General features: G+C 60.8%; 20 protein-coding genes. 9 read left to right on the top strand and 11 right to left on the bottom strand.

What is annotated here, in order from left to right; translation table 11 throughout:
- Window positions 1–87: 87 nt before the first annotated feature.
- The 4 genes from LEPTO7104_RS0111945 to LEPTO7104_RS0111930 all read right to left on the bottom strand — a co-directional run bounded on the left by LEPTO7104_RS0111945 (window position 88) and on the right by LEPTO7104_RS0111930 (window position 2,930).
- Window positions 88–549, bottom strand: a complete 462-nt coding sequence (locus LEPTO7104_RS0111945; RefSeq protein WP_017298810.1) for a DUF1772 domain-containing protein — start codon at window positions 547–549, stop codon at window positions 88–90.
- Window positions 539–1,426, bottom strand: a complete 888-nt coding sequence (locus LEPTO7104_RS0111940; RefSeq protein WP_017298809.1) for an SDR family oxidoreductase — start codon at window positions 1,424–1,426, stop codon at window positions 539–541. Before LEPTO7104_RS0111940 ends, LEPTO7104_RS0111945 begins: the two co-directional genes overlap by 11 nt.
- A gap of 75 nt (window positions 1,427–1,501) precedes the next feature.
- Window positions 1,502–2,089, bottom strand: a complete 588-nt coding sequence (locus LEPTO7104_RS0111935; RefSeq protein ID WP_017298808.1) for a TetR/AcrR family transcriptional regulator — start codon at window positions 2,087–2,089, stop codon at window positions 1,502–1,504.
- A gap of 253 nt (window positions 2,090–2,342) precedes the next feature.
- Window positions 2,343–2,930: a TetR/AcrR family transcriptional regulator gene (locus LEPTO7104_RS0111930; protein ID WP_017298807.1), complete on the bottom strand. Its 588-nt coding sequence runs from the start codon at window positions 2,928–2,930 to the stop codon at window positions 2,343–2,345.
- An 83-nt stretch (window positions 2,931–3,013) separates the two neighbouring features.
- Here LEPTO7104_RS0111930 and LEPTO7104_RS0111925 point away from each other — a divergent pair, with 83 nt between their 5' ends.
- From LEPTO7104_RS0111925 to LEPTO7104_RS0111905, 5 genes are all read left to right on the top strand, one after another.
- Window positions 3,014–3,901, top strand: coding sequence for an alpha/beta fold hydrolase (locus tag LEPTO7104_RS0111925; protein ID WP_017298806.1), 888 nt, complete (start codon window positions 3,014–3,016; stop codon window positions 3,899–3,901).
- Window positions 3,902–4,023: 122 nt separating this feature from the next.
- Window positions 4,024–4,791 (top strand): phosphoadenosine phosphosulfate reductase, encoded by a 768-nt coding sequence (cysH, locus tag LEPTO7104_RS0111920; protein ID WP_017298805.1) that lies wholly within the window; start codon window positions 4,024–4,026, stop codon window positions 4,789–4,791.
- A 105-nt stretch (window positions 4,792–4,896) separates the two neighbouring features.
- Window positions 4,897–5,550 (top strand): glutathione S-transferase N-terminal domain-containing protein, encoded by a 654-nt coding sequence (locus LEPTO7104_RS0111915; protein ID WP_017298804.1) that lies wholly within the window; start codon window positions 4,897–4,899, stop codon window positions 5,548–5,550.
- A 192-nt stretch (window positions 5,551–5,742) separates the two neighbouring features.
- Window positions 5,743–6,486: an SDR family oxidoreductase gene (locus tag LEPTO7104_RS0111910; protein WP_017298803.1), complete on the top strand. Its 744-nt coding sequence runs from the start codon at window positions 5,743–5,745 to the stop codon at window positions 6,484–6,486.
- Window positions 6,487–6,825: 339 nt separating this feature from the next.
- Window positions 6,826–7,719, top strand: a complete 894-nt coding sequence (locus LEPTO7104_RS0111905) for an ion channel (protein ID WP_017298802.1) — start codon at window positions 6,826–6,828, stop codon at window positions 7,717–7,719.
- 158 nt (window positions 7,720–7,877) lie between these two features.
- On the opposite strand, the gene LEPTO7104_RS0111900 is transcribed toward LEPTO7104_RS0111905, so the two are convergent.
- Together LEPTO7104_RS0111900 and LEPTO7104_RS0111895 are read right to left on the bottom strand one after the other, a co-directional pair.
- Window positions 7,878–8,165 (bottom strand): small RNA NsiR4-regulated ssr1528 family protein, encoded by a 288-nt coding sequence (locus LEPTO7104_RS0111900; RefSeq protein WP_017298801.1) that lies wholly within the window; start codon window positions 8,163–8,165, stop codon window positions 7,878–7,880.
- An 86-nt stretch (window positions 8,166–8,251) separates the two neighbouring features.
- Complete coding sequence (locus tag LEPTO7104_RS0111895) at window positions 8,252–8,959, bottom strand: GntR family transcriptional regulator (RefSeq protein WP_017298800.1); 708 nt, start codon at window positions 8,957–8,959, stop codon at window positions 8,252–8,254.
- Window positions 8,960–9,203: 244 nt separating this feature from the next.
- On the opposite strand from LEPTO7104_RS0111895, the gene LEPTO7104_RS33605 reads away from it, so the two are divergent.
- The 4 genes from LEPTO7104_RS33605 (at window position 9,204) to LEPTO7104_RS0111875 (ending at window position 14,626) form a co-directional block, all read left to right on the top strand.
- Complete coding sequence (locus tag LEPTO7104_RS33605; protein WP_083887057.1) at window positions 9,204–11,252, top strand: DUF4347 domain-containing protein; 2,049 nt, start codon at window positions 9,204–9,206, stop codon at window positions 11,250–11,252.
- A gap of 94 nt (window positions 11,253–11,346) precedes the next feature.
- The gene (gene msrA / locus LEPTO7104_RS0111885; RefSeq protein WP_083887173.1) at window positions 11,347–12,012 is read left to right on the top strand and encodes a peptide-methionine (S)-S-oxide reductase MsrA; all 666 of its coding nucleotides are present in this window, start codon (window positions 11,347–11,349) and stop codon (window positions 12,010–12,012) included.
- Between the two features lie 131 nt (window positions 12,013–12,143).
- Window positions 12,144–13,031 carry a tRNA pseudouridine(55) synthase TruB gene (truB, locus tag LEPTO7104_RS0111880; RefSeq protein ID WP_026072623.1) on the top strand — a complete coding sequence of 296 codons (888 nt, stop codon included), beginning with the start codon at window positions 12,144–12,146 and terminating at the stop codon, window positions 13,029–13,031.
- 419 nt (window positions 13,032–13,450) lie between these two features.
- Entirely contained in the window at window positions 13,451–14,626 is a 1,176-nt protein-coding gene (locus tag LEPTO7104_RS0111875) for a glycosyltransferase family 2 protein (RefSeq protein ID WP_017298796.1), read from the top strand.
- On the opposite strand, the gene LEPTO7104_RS0111870 is transcribed toward LEPTO7104_RS0111875, so the two are convergent.
- From LEPTO7104_RS0111870 to LEPTO7104_RS0111850, 5 genes are all read right to left on the bottom strand, one after another.
- Entirely contained in the window at window positions 14,623–15,204 is a 582-nt protein-coding gene (locus tag LEPTO7104_RS0111870; RefSeq protein WP_017298795.1) for an SAM-dependent methyltransferase, read from the bottom strand. The two genes, LEPTO7104_RS0111875 and LEPTO7104_RS0111870, sit on opposite strands and share 4 nt — an antisense overlap.
- Complete coding sequence (locus LEPTO7104_RS0111865; RefSeq protein ID WP_017298794.1) at window positions 15,201–15,950, bottom strand: PIG-L deacetylase family protein; 750 nt, start codon at window positions 15,948–15,950, stop codon at window positions 15,201–15,203. The genes LEPTO7104_RS0111870 and LEPTO7104_RS0111865 overlap by 4 nt, the downstream gene beginning before the upstream one ends.
- Window positions 15,944–17,113: an acyl-CoA dehydrogenase family protein gene (locus tag LEPTO7104_RS0111860; RefSeq protein ID WP_225886971.1), complete on the bottom strand. Its 1,170-nt coding sequence runs from the start codon at window positions 17,111–17,113 to the stop codon at window positions 15,944–15,946. Before LEPTO7104_RS0111860 ends, LEPTO7104_RS0111865 begins: the two co-directional genes overlap by 7 nt.
- Before the next feature lie 140 nt (window positions 17,114–17,253).
- Entirely contained in the window at window positions 17,254–18,732 is a 1,479-nt protein-coding gene (locus LEPTO7104_RS0111855; RefSeq protein ID WP_026072621.1) for an alpha-amylase, read from the bottom strand.
- Between the two features lie 663 nt (window positions 18,733–19,395).
- The gene (locus LEPTO7104_RS0111850) at window positions 19,396–19,635 is read right to left on the bottom strand and encodes a hypothetical protein (RefSeq protein WP_017298791.1); all 240 of its coding nucleotides are present in this window, start codon (window positions 19,633–19,635) and stop codon (window positions 19,396–19,398) included.
- Window positions 19,636–19,850: the final 215 nt, after the last annotated feature.

Here is a 19,850-nt window from a genome sequence, read left to right as displayed (position 1 = left end):
TGACGGGACAGTAGGGTTGGCGAGGGGCTCTAGTAGAGAATTAGGGATCCCAGCATATTGCTGAGATCCCATCCAATTCCCTCGGAGTTAGCGAAACGCCCTTGCCAGCAGGAGACACCCGATCGCCCAGGTCATGGCGAGGGCGCGCCCCACAATCACGCTATCCCATCGGTTTTGCAGGGCGCGAACATTGTCGGGAATTGTTCCCTGCTGTACAGCGGCCTTCATAACTTCGTTGACGGGTTTAGCCACTCTCAGGTACAGGCCCAGCTGAACGAGCAAGCCCGCCAGGGCCATCAGTGCCAGCCAGCTTGAAGGCGTCCCGACAACGCTAGCGACGACAAATGCGGCGGTTGTCAGCATTCCTAGCGCACCAAAGATCGGCATGCGGGCATCGGCAACCTGGTGTAAATGGGCCATCACGTTGGCGATCGCCCCCTCCTCACTGGCCGCCAGGGCCGATCGCCCCACCACCGCAAAAAACACGTCCACACCGTAAACCACTCCTGCCGACAAAATGGCCAGCCCCAGCAACCCATCAGCTAACATAGGATCCCTCCCTGAGATCATTGAGTAATGAGACGGCTTGCGGTTGCCAGCTCAGGGCCGTTCTGGCTTTTTCGCCACTCACCTGTTGATCAAGAGCGAGGGCATCGGCAAAAGGCCCCATGGCCAGGCGCGCTTCATCCAGTGGCCAGGCTTGAATGCGACCAGGAATATTGGCGGCATAGCTGGCGGCTTCAGCAATCTCTCGCAGCGTGACGACCTGCCTGTCGGCGGCAATAAACAGCGAACCCGCCGAGGCCCGCTCTAGAGCGGCTACGTAACAGCGAGCCAGATCATCGACATGCACCAGAGTCCAGCGGTTATCGCCTGAGCCGATAAACTGCACCACCCCGTGCTGATGCCCAGACTCCACTAGCATTGCCACCAGGCCACCGCCCCGGCCATACACCAGCGCTGGACGAATGACGATGGTGCGAATCTGGCGATCGCAGGCCGCCAAAACCTGGGCCTCCAGCTCGGCCCGCCAGGCAATCAGCGGTGTGGGATCAAGCGGCGCGGCCTCATCGGTTAGGCGATCGCCGGTGTTGCCCAGCAGCCAGGTTCCCGTTGTATAGATAAATGGCTTACCCGTCCCTGCCAGACTGTCGAGGAAGATGTTGACCGCCAACCGCTCGGCATTGGCCATTTGCGCGTCACCAGTAGAGGCTGCGTGGATCACCGCATCGGCGTGGTGCGCCGCCTGAGCCAGCGTCTGGGGCTGATGTAAATCTCCAGCCAAAGGCCGTACCCCAAGCGTTTCAAGCTTTTTGGCCGCCGCTTCCGATCGCGCCAGGCCGATTACGGTATGGCCCGCTGATGGTAGGGCGCGCGCGATCGCGCTGCCGATATACCCTGTTGCTCCGGTCACTAAAACATCCATGATGAGATTCCTTTTAGAATTAGTTGGTCAACCAACCAAAAGCGATCAAAAAGAGAGAGCTGCCCATAGCCTGGGCTACGGCTCATCCAGCTGAGCCATAAACATTTGAAGCAAGGTCTGATAGGCGCTATCTAAATCAAACGCGGGATCTGCCAGCTTTTGCAGCGCTAGACCGTCAAACGCGGCTAGCAATACAGCCGCCGTGGCTTCTGGATTGGCGATCGCATCTCCCGCTATTTGCTTTACCAGCCGGGTAATGCACTGCCGCCCAGTGGCGAGCATGACCTGCACGGCCTCGTGAAAGTTAGGATTGCGCAGCCCCAGGGCAAACAGCTCGCAGCGCAGCCGAAACCACTCTGGCTCACGCATCACCCGTTGCTTAGGCTCGGTGAAGGTCGTTTCCAGCAGTTGCTGGGCAGACAGGGTGCTGCACCACCGCTCCACCTCGTTTACATAGCGTTCTCCGGCTGTATAGAGTACCTCCTGCAAGAGCTGGTCTTTGCTGTTGAAGTAATAGTGAATGAGGCCAGGGGCGACCCCGGCTACCTGGGCAATTTCCTTCATGGTGGCCGCATCGTACCCCTCTTGAGCCAGGAGTTGGTAGGCCGCAGACACAATCAGCGATCGATTGTTTGCGCCAGCCGATGCGGCTTTTTTACTCATCCAGGCTCCTTAGAGGCTATTGGTTGGCCGAACAACCAAATTCTAGCCAAATAATTTGAGCTTGGCAAGTAGCGCAGCATTGCCTAATCAAGAACGAGGACATAAGGCACTTCAGGGTCGCCTTAGTCTCGATGGCAATAGCTAGTAGGCTGCGGCATAAGTTTCTGGACTATGGCCGATCGCAGGGAGGCAGGGGAGCTAGGGAGCCAGGGGAGTTGGAGCGGTGGCTTGATTTCCGTCCAGCAGTACCAGGTTATTGGGAAGCCGTCTCAATCAAAACGGCGGCGGCGGCTTTGGCCTGGCCGGCGGCGTTGGGGCAGCCGTGCATCATGGCGACGACGGTGGCTCCCTGCATTAAAATCAGCAGCTGCTTGGCCAGGTCTTCGGGGTTGGGCAGGTTGGCGGCTTTGACCAGGGTGAGAATGTGGTCGGCGATCGCCTGCTGATGATCCAAAGTGATCTGGTAGCCGGGGTGCTCGGCATCGACCAATTCCACCGCTGAGTTGATGAAGGCGCAGCCGCGAAAGTTGGGCTTCTCGATCCACTCGCGCAGGGCGTCGAAAATGGCCAGCAGGGGCGACTCGCCGGAGGCTTCGGCGTGGCGGGCGATCGCCTCCTGAAACCACTGGCGCCAGCCCCGGTGCTGCTCGTCGAGCCAGGCGGCGATCAGCGCATCTTTGGACTTGAAATGGTTGTAGAGCGACATTTTGGCCACCCCCGACTCGGCAATGATGCGATCGATGCCGACGCTGTGGACGCCCTCGTTATAAAACAGCTCAGAGGCCGCCGCCAGAATGCGATCGCGGGCGCAGGGGCGAGAAGCGGACGAAGCACGAGCCATGAAAACTTACCATATAGACAGGTCTGTCTATATACTATCCTAGTCTCCGGCGGCCCGTCTGCCCAGCGTTACAGAGTTTTGCCATGCCCGCAACCGTCCGTCCCTGGTCCACCTGGCAAGCGTTTAGAGCCGCCCAGCGGGAAATTGTGCTGTCGCAGGTGGCCCACATCCCCGTCACCATTCGCTATATTGACGCGGGCGCGGCCCAGCGGGGCACGGTGCTGCTGCTGCACGGCATTCCCACCTGGGGCTATCTCTATCATGGGGTAATTCCGCCCCTGGTGCAGGCGGGCTACCGGGTGCTGGCTCCCGACTTTTTGGGCCACGGCTGGAGCGACCGACGCGATCGCTTCGATCGCTCCTTCCAGGACCAGGCCCGTATGGTGGTGGCCCTGCTGGCCGCGCTGGGGCTAGACCGGGTGGATGTGGTGGGCCACGATACGGGCGGCGCGGTGGCGCTGATTTTGGCGATCGAGCACGCAAGTCTAGTTCGGCGGCTGGTAATCACGAACTCGGTCTGCTACGACCGCTTTGACGACGATATGCTCGACTTTGGCCATCCCCTGCGCTGGAAGGGCCGCCCGGTGGCGGATTTGGTGGCGGCCCTGGAGGAAACCCTGGCGGCGGGTCTGTCGAATCCAGCTCAGCTCACCCCTGAATTTCGGGCCGGGATCATTGCTCCCTGGGCCGATGAAGAGGGCAAGCTCAGCCTGATTCGCAATGCTGCCGCCCTCAACGCCAACCAGACCATGGCCCTGGTCGATCGCCACGGCAGCATTACCGCCCCCACCCTGGTGCTCTGGGGCCTGGACGACCCCTGGCAAAAGGCCGAGGACGGCCAGCGCCTCGCCAGCGAAATTCCCACCGCCCACTTCCACGGCCTGGCGGGAGTCTCCCACTGGGTGCAGCAGGACGCCCCGGAGGCCTTTTGCCAGGCGGTTTTGGAGTTTTTTGCCCAGCCGCGCAGCTAAGAAGTTGCTGAGAGAGGATTGACAATAGACAGACCTGTCTACATAATCAACATAGACAGACCGTTCTATACAGGTTGTGCCCGGCACACCCTAGAATTTCAGCCTTTTGAGGAGGCGCTTGCATGCTTGCTACCCTTGCCCCATCCCCCGACGCAGACCTCTTGCCCAGCGGGGTTCGCGCCTTGAACTCCGGCCAAAATTTGAGCTGGGTGCAGCCGCCCGCCGCTGAGGCCACGCCCAAAACCGCCGCCGCCATTGTGGCCTGGGCCGCCGACACCTTTGGCTCGGGCCTGGTGATGAGCACCAGCTTTGGCATTCAGGCGGCGGTAATGCTGCACCTGGCCACCCAGGCGGTGCCCAATATCCCCGTCATCTGGGTTGATACGGGCTACCTGCCCGAGGAAACCTACCGCTTTGCCGACGCGCTGACCCGGCGGCTGGGGCTGAACCTGAAGGTCTACCAATCGCTCCTCAGCCCGGCCCATATGGAGGCCTTATACGGCAAGCTGTGGGCTGAAGAAAGCGTGGAAGCCCTCAACCAGTACGACCAAATTCGCAAGGTCGAGCCGATGCAGCGGGCGCTGCGGGAACTGGGGGCGACGGCCTGGCTGGCGGGGCTGCGATCGCAGCAGACCGACCACCGCAAAACCCTCGATATTGTGGGCCATCAGTACGGTATCCACAAAATTCTGCCGATATTGCACTGGACTTCGAAGGATATCTACGACTACCTGCAAGCCCACGACCTGCCCTACCACCCCTTCTTTGACCAGGGCTATGTCACCGTGGGCGACTGGCATTCGAGCCGCCCCCTTATGGCCAGCGACCTGGATGAGCGCGACACCCGCTTCCACGGGCTGAAGCAGGAGTGCGGCATTCACCTAGCGTAATGACGGCTACTTGAGGCGTCTGGATGTTTTTGAAATTCGGCATGACCTAGACAGGGGCAAACAACTGTTTACCCCTACAAGCAACACCATTCTGGAGGTATCCCAATGATTGATCTGTATACGTTTACGACCCCCAACGGGCGCAAGCCCGCCATTCTGCTGGAAGAATTGCAAATGCCCTACACCATTCACTCGGTGAACATTACTAAAGACGAACAGTTTGCCCCCGAGTTTTTGGCCATTAGCCCCAACAACAAAATTCCGGCCATTGTCGATCGCGACCATGACGATCTGGCGGTCTTTGAGTCCGGGGCAATTTTGATCTACCTGGCCGAGAAGGGCGGCAAGCTGCTGCCGACGGAAACAGCGGCGCGGATTAAAACAATTGAGTGGCTGATGTTCCAGATGGCGAGCGTTGGCCCCATGTTTGGCCAACTTGGTCACTTTCGCAACTTTGCCCCCGAAAAGCTGCCCTACGCCATCAATCGCTACGAAAAAGAAGTGCAGCGGCTGCTGGGCGTGATGGAGGACCAGCTGGCTAAAACCCCCTACCTGGCGGGCGACTACTCCATTGCCGACATCGCCACCTATCCCTGGGTGAGTGCGGCCACCACGCCCTACATGGGGCTGACCTTCGACGAGTTCCCTAACGTGCAGCGCTGGGTGGATGCGATCGCGGCCCGCCCCGCCGTGCAAGTTGGCATGAATCTGCTGGGTGCAGACTTCCAGAGCCAGTTTGGCACCGTAGCCCAGGGCTAAACCTGGGCCGTGATGCTCTAAACAGCCGATCCGTAGTTCCATAGGGTGGGCGTTGCCCACCTGATCTCCGCACAGCAGCAGGCCAACCCCTGACATTCTCAGCTCGTTTTAAGCTTCTTCAGCGCATTTTCAGGCCCAAGCTTTAGATTTCTTCTGTCAGGTACTGTTCTTTTTCCCTCTGAAGGTAATCCCATGACATTTGACGTAAGCGGTAAAGTCGCTCTGGTAACCGGGGCCAACCGTGGCATTGGTAAAGCGATCGCAGAATCTCTCCTCCAGCACGGGGCCACCAAGCTCTACGCTGCCGTGCGTAATCTCGATTCGGCCCAGGCCCTAGTGGAGGCCTACGGCGATCGCGTCGTCCCCATTCCCTTCGATCTGGCTCAGCCCGACACCATTGCCCAGGCGGCCCAAACCGCGACCGATGTGGAACTGGTGGTCAACAACGCCGGGGTGCTGCGCAACGCTGGCCCCCTGGCCGAGGACGCGATCGAGGCGCTGCAATTCGAAATTGAGATGAACGTGTTTGGCCTGCTGCGCATGGCCCAGGCCTTTGCCCAGGTGCTGAAAGCCAACGGCGGCGGCGCTTTTGTGCAGCTCAACTCGGTGGCCTCGCTCAGAACTTTTGCCGACTTTGCCACCTATAGCGCTTCCAAGGCAGCGGCCTACTCGATTACCCAGGCCCTGCGCGACAAGCTGGCCGATCAGGGGACTACTGTGGTCAGCGTGCACCCCGGCCCCATTGCCACCGATATGGCCAACGACGCCGGGCTGGGTGAAATCGCCGAGCCGCCGTCTTTAGTTGGCGAGGGGGTCGTGACGGCGCTGAAGGACGGCAAATTTCACCTCTTTCCCGACACGGTGGCAAAACAAGTGGGCGCCGCCTACGCCAGCTTTGCCGCCAACGTGGTCGAAGCCAGCTCGGCGGAAGGCTAGGCGATCGCTGGCATGCGGGTACTGCGGTTTTGCCGCTGGTGGGGTATGGCTGTAGTCAATCTGGTTAAGACAGATCTGTTATGAACGTTTAAACGTTTGAACGTTCATGGGGTTTGTGGATGTACTAACCAGCATAATTATGGCTATACACCGTTTGCCCTAAAGCCTTTGGGCTGCAAGCATTGGGCTGTACTGCACGGGGCCAGCCAATTCTGTAGAGGTCTCAGAGTTCTCTGTTCGGTAGCCCAGGCGTCTGGCTTCCCGACGGCAGAACCTGGGGCTTCATTGTGGGAGGTATGCTGATAGGTGCCGGAGCCATTTCTCCAACCGCTAGTTGCCATGCTGCTGAAGCCCAAACGGCGTTCCCCCCCACGCTTCGTTGCGCGCGATGGTGAGACCCCCAACATTGTCATTTTGGGGGAGGTGCGATCGCCCTGGCGAGACCTCTATCACCACCTGCTCAAGCTTTCGTGGCCAGCATTTATAGCGATGCTGGCCCTCTCGTATCTGGCCATTAACACCGCCTTTGCCCTGGCCTACCTGGCCCATGCCGGGGATATCGCCCACGCCCACCCCGGCTCCTTTGTCGATGCGCTGTTCTTTAGCGTGCAGACCATGGCCTCCATTGGCTACGGGGCCATGTACCCCCAGACCAACTACGCCAACTGGCTGGTGGTGCTAGAGGCCCTGGTTGGGCTAATTTGGCTGGCCATGGCCACGGGCCTCTGCTTTGCCCGGTTCTCATTGCCCACCGCTCGGATTTTGTTCAGCAACTATGCGGTGATCGCGCCCCACAACGGCACCCCAACCCTGATGTTTCGCACCGCCAACCAGCGCCGCAACCGCATCCTCGAAGCCCGCCTGTGGGTGACTCTGGTGCGCGACGAAACCACTGCCGAGGGCGAGTTTTTTCGTCGGTTCTACGACTTGCCCCTGGTGCGAGCCCAAACGCCGCTGTTTGCCCTCAGCTGGACGGCCATGCACGCCATTACCCCCGAAAGCCCGCTCTACGGCGAAACATCAGCCTCCCTGGGGGAGGTCAACGGTGAGATCATCATTATTCTCACCGGCATGGATGAAACCAGATCCCAGACCATCCACGCCCGCCACTCGTTTCTGGCGAGCGAAATTCTCTGGGATCATCGGTTTGCCGATATTTTGGGCCAAACCCCCGACGGGCGGCGATCGATCGACTACGGCAACTTTCACCAGGTAGAGCAGTTGACCGACTGATAGGAACTGCTGGACAGGCCATTGCGCCACACCTTCCGGCCCAGGAACCGGGTTCTGAACCGATGTCCCAGCCCCAATTCCCTCGATCCCAGCTACTGACCTCGCCCCCACTCCCGTACTCCCCCACTCCCAAATAGCCCTGCCCAAAGAAACCCGCATTACTTACCGCCGTAGAAATAGGCGATCTCTTTGTCCTTAAGGGGAGCAAAATCGGCCTCTTGCAGCATGGCGTTGAGGTCATCCTGGGAAAAGTGCTTGGCCCCGATGCGGACGATGCGCGATCGCATCGAGTTAGAGACACCGCTGCGCTGCCGCCCGGCTTCTTTGCCCATGACGGTGTGGTAGAGATCGAGCTTGGCGGCGGGAATGGGGGTGCCGTCGAGGTCAATGCCGCGCGCGATCGCGGCATCGACGGCATCAGCTCCGGTGGTTAAAGGCTCAGACATAGCGGCTGTTCCTGCTCAGTGTAGGGGCCTCAAAATCGTACCAGAGTGCGATCCCCGCTGCCGATGGGGGGCGCAAAAGACCCCCCTTAGGGTTTGACCGCCGCCGCCGGGACGAGGCCTTCAATTTCTTTGATCACGCGGGTTTTGCTGGCGCGCAGGTGTTGGGTAATGGCCGCCACCGCCCCGTCGCGATCGCGATCGAGAATGGCCTCGTAGATCTGGCGATGCTCCAGGCGAATATCCAGCACGTTGGGGTTTTGCTGGAGGGTCTGGATTCGCAGCAGGGCCATGGCGTCAAACAGCGTGTCGAGCAGCGACACCAGCCGCCGATTGCCCGAGCTTTCGGCAATGAGGTGGTGGAACTGGTAGTCGACATCGAGCAGGCTTTCGTGGGAGAGGCTGCCGTGGCTGTTGGCGGTGGCCCCTTCGGCCTTGGCCACACAGGCCTCGATCGCCTCCAGCTGAGCGTCGGTGGCGTAGGCGCAGGCCCCGGCTACCGCCAGCGCCTCCAGGGCCAGCCGGCAGTCGTAGAGTTCTTCGGCATCGGCGGCGGTAATGGTGGTCACCCGCAGCCCGCCGCTGACATCGGCGGTGACCAGGCCGTCCTGCTGGAGCTGGCGCAGGGCCTCGCGCAGGGGGGTGCGGCTGACCTGGAGCCACTCGGCCAGCTGGGTTTCTACCAGGCGATCGCCGGGGGAAAGCGCGCCGGTTAAAATAGCCGATCGCAGCGCGTGGTACACCTGCTCATACAGAGACTTGCTGCGGTTAATGGTAGGCGGAGACGATAAAATCACAGGGGGCTTAACCTCTGGGGCAGGGGGAACATGGGCCCATGGAACTCAGGTGACGCAGGGTACTGCCGCGACGGCGACATTTCCTAATCATACAAAGTTGGTCCTTAAAGCGGGCTGAGAAAGTTCTCAAGCTGAAGAAATACCGGAATAAATCTGCGATCGCTAAAGAATTGCTCAAGTTAGCCTTTCCTTAGCGACGGCAGATCAGTATTTTTACCGTTAGGGATGTTTTTTTCCTCAATCTATGGGTAAGCATGGGCGGGCAGGGGCAGTCAACGCAGATAAACGGCCTTGGCAGGGGCTGTGGCTGGCCGCAGCATTAGCTGTCGCGCTGGGTTGGATGGGGGCGATCGCGCCACCTGCGCCGTCTGAGATTGTGGCCGTGGACCAGGCTCTCGTGGCTGAGGCAGGCGCGGCCGCCTGGCGATCGCGCCTGTCCCCCCATCAGCATTTAGTGATTGTCGGCGATCGCCAGGGCCTTGCCCCCATCACCCGAGCCCTGGCCCACTACCATCCCACCGCCCTGCACCTGGTCAGCCACGGCAGCCCCGGGCAGTTGACCCTGGGGCATGCCACGCTGAATATGGCCAATTTGGCCGCCTACCGCCACGATCTGGCCCGCTGGCAAACGTCCCTGCCAGCCGGGGCCGATGTCCTGCTCTACGGCTGTGAGGTGGGTCAGGGAGCGATCGGGCAAGCCTTTTTGCAGCAGCTTCAGCAGGCAACCAGCGCCGATATTGCGGCCTCGACCACCGTCAGCGGCAACCCCGATCAGGGCGGCGACTGGCAGCTCGAAACCACCGTTGGCCAGATCGAAACCCCGGTGCCCTGGCTATCCGCCCCGATCGCAGGAGTTCTCAAGCAAGTCGCCGTTACCTCCACCGCCGATAGAGGCCCCGGCACCCTGCGGGAGGCCATTGAACTGGCCAACCAAACCCCCGAAGACGATCTGATTTCCCTGGCAGCCATCAGGGGCACCATTGCCCTGGAGAGCACCCTGCCCCCCATTCGCGGCGGCCTGTTTTTGGTCGGCGACGGCGACGACATTCTCAGCGGTCAGCAGGCCCACCGGGTGCTGGTGGTCGAGGCGGGGGATGTCACCCTGCGCGACTTCACCGTGGCCGATGGCCTCGCCGCTGGCGACGACGGGGAGGCTGGGGCCGGGGGCAGCGCCGGGATGGGGGGCGGCCTGCTGATCAACGGCGGCAAGGTCACCCTGGCCAACATGCGCTTTGTGGATAATCAGGCGGTGGGCGGCGACAGCATTCTTCCCCAGGAGCCTGAAAACACCGCAATTCGGCTAGAAAAGCAGAAATATACGCTGAATCGGGGCGCGATCGCAGGCGTCAACGGCATCGGCATCCACCAGGAAGACTCGCTGCCCACTTCCCCCAAGGGCCTCACCCCCAAAGGCTTCACCATCGACACCGTGGACGATCGCTTCAACGCCAACCGGGGCGCGATGGCGGGCATCAACGGCATTGGCGTCGGCGGCATTGGCACGATCGCCTTTGCGGGCGGCGGCGGCTTTGGCGGCCTGGGCAATGCGGGCAACGGCGGCAACGGCGGCAACGGCGGGGCCGAAGGGGGCAACGGCGGCAACGGCGGCGATGGCGGCAACGGCGGTATCGGCATGTTTGGCGGCAGCGGCCCGGCGGGCGACCTGGGCACCATGGGGGTGGCCACCTTCAGCGGCGGTGGCGGCCTGGGCGGGGTGGGCAACGCGGGCAACGGCGGGCGCGGCGGCAATGCCGAGGCACCCACGGCCACGGGCGGCAACGGCGGCGGCGGCGGCAACGGCGGCAACGGCGGCTTTGGCGGCGGCGGCGGGGCTGGGGGCTGGGGCGGCGACGGCGGCTACTACGGCCTGCCCGGCACCCCCGGCAAGCCGGGGAGCGGTGGCTTTGGCGGTGGCGCTGGGGCCGTGGGCCAGGGCGGCGGTGGCGGCGGCCTGGGGGGAGCGATCTTCCTCAAGGCGGGGCGGCTGATTTTGCACAACACGGTGTTTGAGGGCAACGGCGCGATTCCAGGCGAGGGGGCCAATCCAGGCCAGGGCAAGGGCGGTGCCCTCTTTGTGCCCGCTCCGGCGGCGCTGCGCGAGACCTTTGCCGATCGCTCCGGCGGCCCAATCGCCGACCGCAATCCTTCCAGGTTTCCCCAGGCCCGCGCCCTGGGGCAGTGGCCCACCTTTATGGATAACTACGCCGCCGATGCCGCCGCCACCGCCACCGACAACCCCGACTGGTACGGCGTGATTAGCCTCAGCGCTGGGGCCTCTAGGCCTAACCGCTAGCCCACAGCCCCTAGGCCCTGGGCTCCCGGTTCAGGAGATTCTCAGACCGTTGGCGTAAGCTGATACATGACGTAAAGAGACATAGACTGTGGTGATGGCGACAATACGCAGATTGGTGTTGGGATTGCTTGTGGTGGCCGCGCTGGGGCTGGCCTGGGATGCGCTGCCCTTCCACGCCACCGCTGACTCAATGCCCGCAGCGGACGAGATTTCCACCGAGAATCAGTCCACCGCCATCTTTGCCGGGGGCTGCTTTTGGTGCATGGAAAAACCCTTTGACGAGATCGACGGGGTGCTCTCTACCACCTCCGGCTATACCGGCGGCGACACCGTTAACCCCACCTACGAAGAAGTCTCTGCCGGGGGCACTGGCCACGTGGAAGCGGTAGACGTGGTGTACGACCCAGCCAGAGTTACCTACGCCACGCTGCTCCAGGTTTTTTGGCGCAATATCGACCCCTTGGACGATCGCGGCCAGTTTTGCGATAAGGGCAGCCAGTACCGGGCCAAAATCTTTGTCAATGGCGAGGAGCAGCAACAGCTCGCCGAAGCCTCTAGGCAGGCGCTGAATGCCGAACCCCAGTTCCAGGACAATCCGATCGTCACCACTATTGAACCCGCCCAGACCTTTTACCCCGCCGAAGACTACCACCAGAACTACTACCTCACTCATCCGGTGCGCTACAAGTTTTATCGCACGGCCTGCGGGCGCGATCGCCGCCTGGCGGAGGTCTGGGGCGAGGCCGCTGGTCATCTTTAGCGCTGGGTAATCGTTGGATAATTAGGAGAACCAGTAAATCCAAGCATCGGTATTTGGGCACCGCGATCGCCCAGGGCCTTAATCTAAAGAGTGGGGAGCAACGCAGGATTAAATAGCGTGCGGGGATTTACGTGCAGGGATTTTTGAGTCTCCATAAGCCTCAGGGCATGAGTTCCCACGACTGCGTTGGGGCGGTGCGGCGGCTGTTGGATATTAAAAAAGTGGGCCACGGCGGTACGCTCGACCCCCTGGCCGAAGGGGTGCTGCCCATTGCGGTGGGGCGAGCGACGCGCCTGCTGCCCTACCTGCCCGAGGGCAAGGCCTACCGGGCCGTCATTCGCTTTGGCCTCACCACCACCACCGATGACCTGGAAGGCGACACCCTCACCCAGCGTCCTGCCGAACACCTCACCCCGGCGGATATCGCCGCCGTACTGCCCGAGTTTGAGGGCGCGATCGAGCAGGTGCCGCCCGCCTTCAGCGCCATTCAGGTGCAGGGGCAGCGGCTCTACGATCTGGCCCGCAAGGGCCGAGCCGTCACCCCGCCCACCCGCACAGTGGTCATTCACCAGCTAACGGCCCAGCACTGGCGGCCCGGCGACCAGCCCGAGCTTACCCTCGATATCGACTGCGGCCCCGGCACCTACATTCGCTCGATCGCGCGGGATTTGGGCGATCGCCTCGGCACCGGGGCCACCCTGGCCCACCTCACCCGCACCCGCAGCGGCGGCTTTGACCTAGCGGCCAGCCTCAGCCTAGAAACAGTGGCGGATCTGGTTAACAAGCAGGCCTTTGAGCTGGTTGACCCGGCGATCGCGCTGGTGCATCTGCCCGCGATCGCCCTGCCCGCCGATTTAGCCCTGCGCTGGCAGCAGGGGCAGAAGTTTCCGCCGACCGAACCCATAGCTCCAGAGCAGCCCTATCGAATCGTTGCCCTGGATCGGGGTACGTTCCTAGGCATTGCACAACTCGAAGAGCGGGAAACAGGGCCAATTCTAAAGGCAAAAATGGTGCTTTAGTGGGGTTTTTTTCGGCCTAAAGAAATAGAAAAAAACTGTAACTTACTGTTTTATTTAAGTGAGCCTTGCTGCCCATCTGTAGCTGTAGCCAGCCTGGTTAAACCATGTCTCCTAGGAACGTTCAAGCGTTTGAGCGTTGATAGGGTTTCTGGATATTATAACCAATGTGACTAGGGCTATATCCTGGGGAAGACCTGAAAATCCTGCAAAAAACAGCAAACCTCCCGAAAGAAAGATAACAAATTTTATAGCCAAAACCTACCCTGAAGGAATCCTGTAGTGCGCCCAGAAGCTTTTTGAAAAGTTCTTAGGGCTGCGCCTAAAATTGATTTCCGAAAAGGATTGGTATGCAAAGTAATTGCAAAGAAGCAATTCCTGATTTTTGGCCGAATAAATTACATCTAACTGCCACTTTTTCGGTGCCTCTTTTAGTCCGCAGGCTGCCGCTGCCCCAGAGCCTGATTTCTGTCATTGTGCCCGTGCGCGATGAGGCAAAAACCCTGCGCATGACCCTGTCGGCTCTGGCCCATCAGGTCGATTTTCAGGGCCATCCTATTCCCCCAAGCCAATACGAAGTGATTGTTTTTGCTAACAACTGTACTGATGAGTCGGCGGCGATTGTTCGCCAGTTTGCCCGTCAGCATCCTGAGTTCCAGCTTCATCTCATTGAGCAGTCTCTGTCCCCTGAAGATGCCCACATTGGTCGGGTGCGCCAAATTTTGATGGATGAGGCCTATCGCCGCCGCTGCTGGGTGGGGCAGTCCGTCGGTATCATCGCTTCTACCGACGGCGACAGCACGGTGGACAAGCGGTGGATCGCGGCGATGCTCTACGAGTTTGAGCGGGGGGCCGATGCCGTGGGGGGCCGCACCGTGACCCAGCGGGCCGAGCGCCATGCCCTGGATGTTCAGACGCGGGCGACCTACCTTCGGTTTGTGGGCTATCGATACCTGATCAAGCAGCTGGAAGATCATTTAGACCCCGACCCGTTCGACTGTCCGCCCCGGCACTATCAGTTTTTTGGGGCCAATTTCGCCGTTACCTACCAGATGTATGCCCTAGCCGGGGGGCTGCCTCCCCTGCCCACGGGTGAGGATGTGGCGTTTCACAAAGCGCTCTTGGCCCTGGGAGCTAGGGTTCGCCACAGCGTTTTGATGCGGGCGACCACCTCGGCCCGCCAGCAGGGCCGCGCCAGCCTGGGGCTCGCCGATCGCCTGGCCCAGTTTCAGCATCTCAGCCAGCGGCAGCAGGTATTTTTGGTGGAGCCGGGGGCGGCGGTGGAGGCAAAACTGCGGGCGCGGCGCGACCTGCGCCGCTACTGGCGATGCTATTCGACCGGCCGACCCGTGCTGGTCGGGCCATCCTTGGCGACTCTGGCCACTCATCTGGCCGTGCCCCTGACGAGGCTACAGCAGGCGGTGGAGCAATCCTCCTCCTTTATGGAGCTGGATCAGCAGATCGAGCAGGAGCGGCAGACCGTCGGCCTTTGGCAACAGCAGTGGGGCAGCGTTGCGATCGACAAGGCGATCGCCGACCTGCGCCTGCGACTGTATCGCCTGCGTCAGCAGAGCCCGATCGCCGCCGGCCTGAGCTAGAGACGCTCATAGAGATCGAGCCGATAGTCTTCGGTGCGCCCGTCGTGCAGGTGGCGGAATCGGGAAGCGGCAAAGTCCTTGAATGCCTCGTGGACGTCGTCGCCCCGTAGTGGGTAGCTGGGCGCATCGTGAACCCAGTGCACCAGCAGCAGGTGGCCGCCGGGCAGCAGGGAATTGTAAATCTGCGCCTGGGCCTGACGCAGGTCGGCCCAGCTCCAGTAGTAGCCCACTTCCGACAGCAAAATCAGGTCGAAGCGATCGCTGGGGTAGTCGTGGGGCACGTTCATAATCTCAAAGCGCACCTGGGGCAGGTGCTGGCAGCGCTGAATGGCCTGGGCTTGGGCCACCGTCGAGAGATCGACCGACAGCAGCGAGTCGCAGCGGGTTGCCAGCTGGGCGGTCAGCACGCCGATGGAACCGCCAATTTCAAAGGCTGAGGCGTAGCGGGGCCGGGGTAAGGCCGCCAGGGTAGCGGCATATTTGGCCGCCTCGTAGGGGCTGGTTTCAAACTGCCAGGGGTCGGCATCGGCCCGGTAGAGCTGCTCAAAAAAGTCGGCGCCGAGGGAGGGTTGGGTCATGGGACAGGCTCCAAGAAAATTTCCCAGGGATGGAGAAAATTGGCGATCAGTTCCGGCGACAGGCGAAAGCCGGTGGGGTCGTCGGCAATCAGGTCGGTGGTCTGGGAGCGGTAGCAGGCGATCGCCCGGCGCTTGAGGTCTACAAACGGGGCGATTTCCAGCCGCCAGGGCCGATAGCGACCCTCTAGGGGCTGGCGCTGCGTCGGGTCCCAGTCCCAGATTGGATATTCGATCTGGCGGGGCGGCTCGGGGAGACCGGCGATCGCGGCCTGCATCAGGCTCCAGGTGGCCCGATGGTCGCGATGCGGGTCGTGGCGATAGGGCAGAAAAACAGTGCCGGGAGTAACCTGGGCCAGGTAGTTTTGACATCGATCCAGGGCTACCTGAGCCAGTGGATTGTCGCGCGATACACCCGCTGGCACCGCGCCGTCAGGCAGTCCCAAAAACACGACCTGGCTCGTCGCCACCCCCAGCAGACTCAGGGCCGCCAGGGTTTCGGCCTGGCGCACCTGGGCCAGCCGGGGCGCAGGGTACAGCCGGGAGCGGGGGTGCGATCGCGTACCATCGCTGACCACCAGCACCGAGACCGACTGCCCCTGGGCGCGCAGAGCCGCGATCGCGCCGCCACAGCCCAGGGTTTCGTCGTCGGGGTGGGGGGCGACCACCAGCACTGGGGCCTCGGTAGGCAGCGATCGCAGCGGCAGAATGTCTGGATGGCTGAGGGGGGAGACGCTGGCGGCTACCATAGGCTATCTGCCGGGGTGGTTTGGGCCAGCACGTAGGCCCCCACGCCTGCGATCGCGGCATCGTAGGCGGGCTGACGCAGGTACAGGGTCAAATCGCGAATCACCCGCTCGATGGCGTGGCTGGGCAGCAGCCCCCGCGTACCCACCGATCGCTGGCAGAGCTGCATCGTCTCCATGCAAATTTGCTCGATTGCGGTGCGCATCATGTTGGCGTAGGCCAGAAGCTTTGCCTGGTGGGGATGAACCACCTGCGGACTGCCGCCAAACTGAGCGTCGTAGGCGGCAATGTGGTCTGCCGCCCCGCGCAGCCAGAGCTGGCCCGCCTCCAGGGCGATCGCCATTTGCCCCAGCCGCTCCTGCTGGTAGGGGTGCTCGGTGCGCTGCTCGGCTTGCAGGTACTGCCGCGTCAGGTCAAAAATCGCCTCAGCCCCGCCCAGCTGAACCGCCGCAAACCGCACCACTCCGGCGCTCAGCCAGGGCTGCCGCAGATAGTCGCCGGGCTGGCCAATCAAGTCTTTCGCCCCGATCTCGACGCCGGTAAAGTCGATTTTGTAGCTGGCGGTCGCCCGCATCCCCATCGGCTGCCACCAGTCGCGATCCCACCGGGTGCTGACCTCATCCATGGGCACAATCGCCATCTGCCAGCGGCCATCGGGCAGCTTGCCGTTGACAAAGGGCCGCTCCACATAGCCCGCGCCAGAGCAGAACGTTTTAGCGCCCTCCAGCCGGTAGCAACCATCCCCCAGGGGAACTAGCGTCAAGCCTTCGGCATCTTCAGCGTTCCATACGCCAAACAGCTTGTGGCGATCGCGCACCTCTCGCCCGTAGCGCTCAACCTGCTCTGCGGTGCCAAAGGTTTGCACCAGCTGCAGAGCGTTGACATGGCCCTCATACACCCGCCCCACCGCCAGATTGCCCCGGCCAATGTGCTTGAGCGATCGCAGCAGGTCGTGGGTTGACGCCGCCTCAATTCCCAACCCGCACCCCCCCAGCGCCTGACGCAGCGGAGCCACCAGAAACCCTTCCTCGGCCAGCCGCTCAAACGCCTCTACCGGAAACCCACCGGGGTAGTCAGTGCAAGCAGCTTCCTGGGCAAACGTATCGGCCATCTGGGCCGCTCGCTGCACAAAGGTCGTCGTAGAGGTTGCGAGAGTCTGGAGCATAAACATTTCGTTAGGCCAAGACCTATATCGACAGAAAAACCTGTCTGGATAACTCCAGTTTGCAGAGACATCGCAGCGCAATGCCTCTACAAATTGGTCATAAATTGTCGATGGATGGGGGTGAGTCGAGTTTCACCTCACTACTCCTTCGGCACCCACACCGAGACCGACCCGGCCTGGCAGCTAAACTCAGCCCAGCCCTCGTCGTTGGTGGTAACCGGCTCACTCACATGCTCGGTGATGTCGTAGTAGGTGCGGTTGGGCTGGCCCACCTCCATCCACTTGCGGCCATCGTCGCCGTTAGTTAGCACCACCGCCATGCCGCCGGGGTTCTCTTCGCTGCCCAGCCGGGTCCAGCCAATGGTGCTGGGGTGGTCGAAGTAGTCGTACTGGTCGCCAAAGGCGTAGGTGCGGCGCACGTGCAAGAACTTGTCAATCAGCCATTTGTGGCTGTCGAGCCAGATCTCGTATTCGCCGCCGTCGTTGCCGTTGTCTTTGTAGTGAGCGCCGTAGTAGTCGGCGTAGAAAATGCAGGGGTAGCCATCCTGCCGCAGCAGAATTAGCGCGTAGGCCAGGGGCTTAAACCAGGGTTCTACTACCGATTCCAGCGATTGCAGCGGCTGGGAGTCGTGGTTGTCAACCAGGGTAACGGCCAGGGCGGGCTGCTCTTTCACCAGGGTGTTGTCGAAAATGGTGGTGAGATCGTAGTCGCCGCCTGCTTTGCTGGCCTCGCTGAAGTTGTAGTGCAGCGGGGCATCAAACAGGTGCACATCGCCCCCGGTGACATCGATAAAGTGGTGCAGCGCCTCAATTTCGTAAGACCAGTACTCACCCACCGCAAACAGCCTGCGCCCCGCCTCCTTCCGGCAGTGCTGAAGCCAGTGGGGAAAAAAGCCCGCCCGCACGTGCTTCACGGCATCAAAGCGAAAACCATCGACCTGAGTGATGTCGGTATACCAGGCTCCCCAGGCTTTCAGCGCGTCGCGCACCTCGTCGAATTCCATATCGAGGTCGCAGCCCATCAGGTAGTCAAAGGCCCCTTTTTCGAGGTCAACATTCTCGTCAAAGGACTTGCCTTTAAACAAGTAAACGGCGTTGTAATCGGGGTTGTATTCGTCGTAATCCACGGCATCAAAATGCCACCAGTGCCATTCCATATCGGAATATTTGCCCTGGCGACCGGGAAACTTAAAGTGCGTCCAAACTTTGACGGTGCGATTTTCGTCAATGGCTTCGTTGCGGTTGTCGGGGTTGAGGGGGGTAGCTTCCACCTCTTCGGTTTCATCACCGCCGACCATGTGGTTGAATACCACATCGGCATAGACCCGAATGCCCGCCTCTTTAGCCGCTTTTACGGCCTGAATATACTCGTCTTTAGTGCCATATTTGGTGCGAACGCTGCCTTTCTGGTCAAATTCGCCCAAATCGTACAGGTCGTAAACGCTGTAGCCCACGTCGAAACCGCCAGCATTGCCTTTGTAGGCGGGCGGTAACCATACAGACGTAATACCAGCATCGGCCAGATCTTTGACGTTTTCGGCAAACTCTTGCCAAAGCTTTCCATCGGGCTCAATGTACCAATGAAAATACTGCATCATCACGCCGTTAGGCTCTGACATACCCGTAGGTTCCTTTTGGAAAAATAATGGTGGCTCCGGGATTATGGCAGATTTTCTCAGATTTCTCGGTCTACCTTGCGGCATATTTCAAGGTAAGTAGGGTGGGCGCTGATCACCACTAAATCCTTTTTCCTCCGCATTTAACCGCTTTTCTTCTAAATCACGTCCTCTATTCTAAAAGCCACCTAAAAACGCTATTAGGCCAAGCCAAGAAGCGCCGCAGAGGTGTAGCCTGATGACGGTTGGGCTATGGCCAGGGCTAGGAAAGACCGATTGAGGATTTCGGCTGGTCGCTGAGGAGAATGGTGGGCAGTGCCCACCCTACTAAATCCCCCTTGAAAAGGGAGACTTTGAATAGACATCACCCCCCTTTTTAAGGGGAGCCGGGGGGATCGGAACGGTTTTAATCCTGAAGTAGAACGCCTTAAAGCACCTTCTTTTACCGCGTGAGAATGGCCTAGGGATTTGGGCAATTCAGGAGAGTCAACCGTTAGGGAGCACTACTCAAATGTCTGTAAACTGAAAACTCTTTATAGGCTGGCTTCGCTAAACGTGAGACCAGCCTATTTTTTGCCGACGGTAGGTTGGGTGAAGCGCTAGCGGAACCCAACATCGATGACCCTTGTTGGGTTCCGCTTCGTTTCACCCAGCCTACGAGATTTCCTAGTCGTCTGGGGTTACCAGGCGGCGGGTCATCACGCTGATGTATTCGCCGCTGCGGCCGGTGGGGATGGGCTCAATCCATGCCACGCGATCGCAGTAGCGCAGCACTTCCATGCGGTTGATGGCTTCGATGACGGCGGCGTAGTCGCCCAGCAGTATGTGCGTGAGGCGATCGGGCCGATGGGCGGGCAGGGCAAACGAGGCGGGCAGGCCGGGCTGCCCCAAGGGTTGAAAAGTCATGCGGTTGTCTCCGTTTTCGGGTGAAGGAAAACGGGGAACGCTCTAGCGCTGTCCCAAAGAACGGTAAACGAAGACGCTAGCTCCTAGAATGCACCTAGGGCATCTCACTTACCCGGTTTAAGCTGGGATGTCTTAGGGCGCAGGGGAAGTTGCTGCTTCCCCTACGCCCGTCCTAGATTACATTCCCCGCAAAGATACGGTACAGCAAGTGCTCT

The organism is Nodosilinea nodulosa PCC 7104 (assembly GCF_000309385.1).
GTDB classification, from domain to species: Bacteria; Cyanobacteriota; Cyanobacteriia; order Phormidesmidales; family Phormidesmidaceae; genus Nodosilinea; species Nodosilinea nodulosa.
The sequence above is the reverse complement of the archived record's forward strand: the minus strand, read 5'-3'. Positions and strand labels throughout refer to the sequence as shown.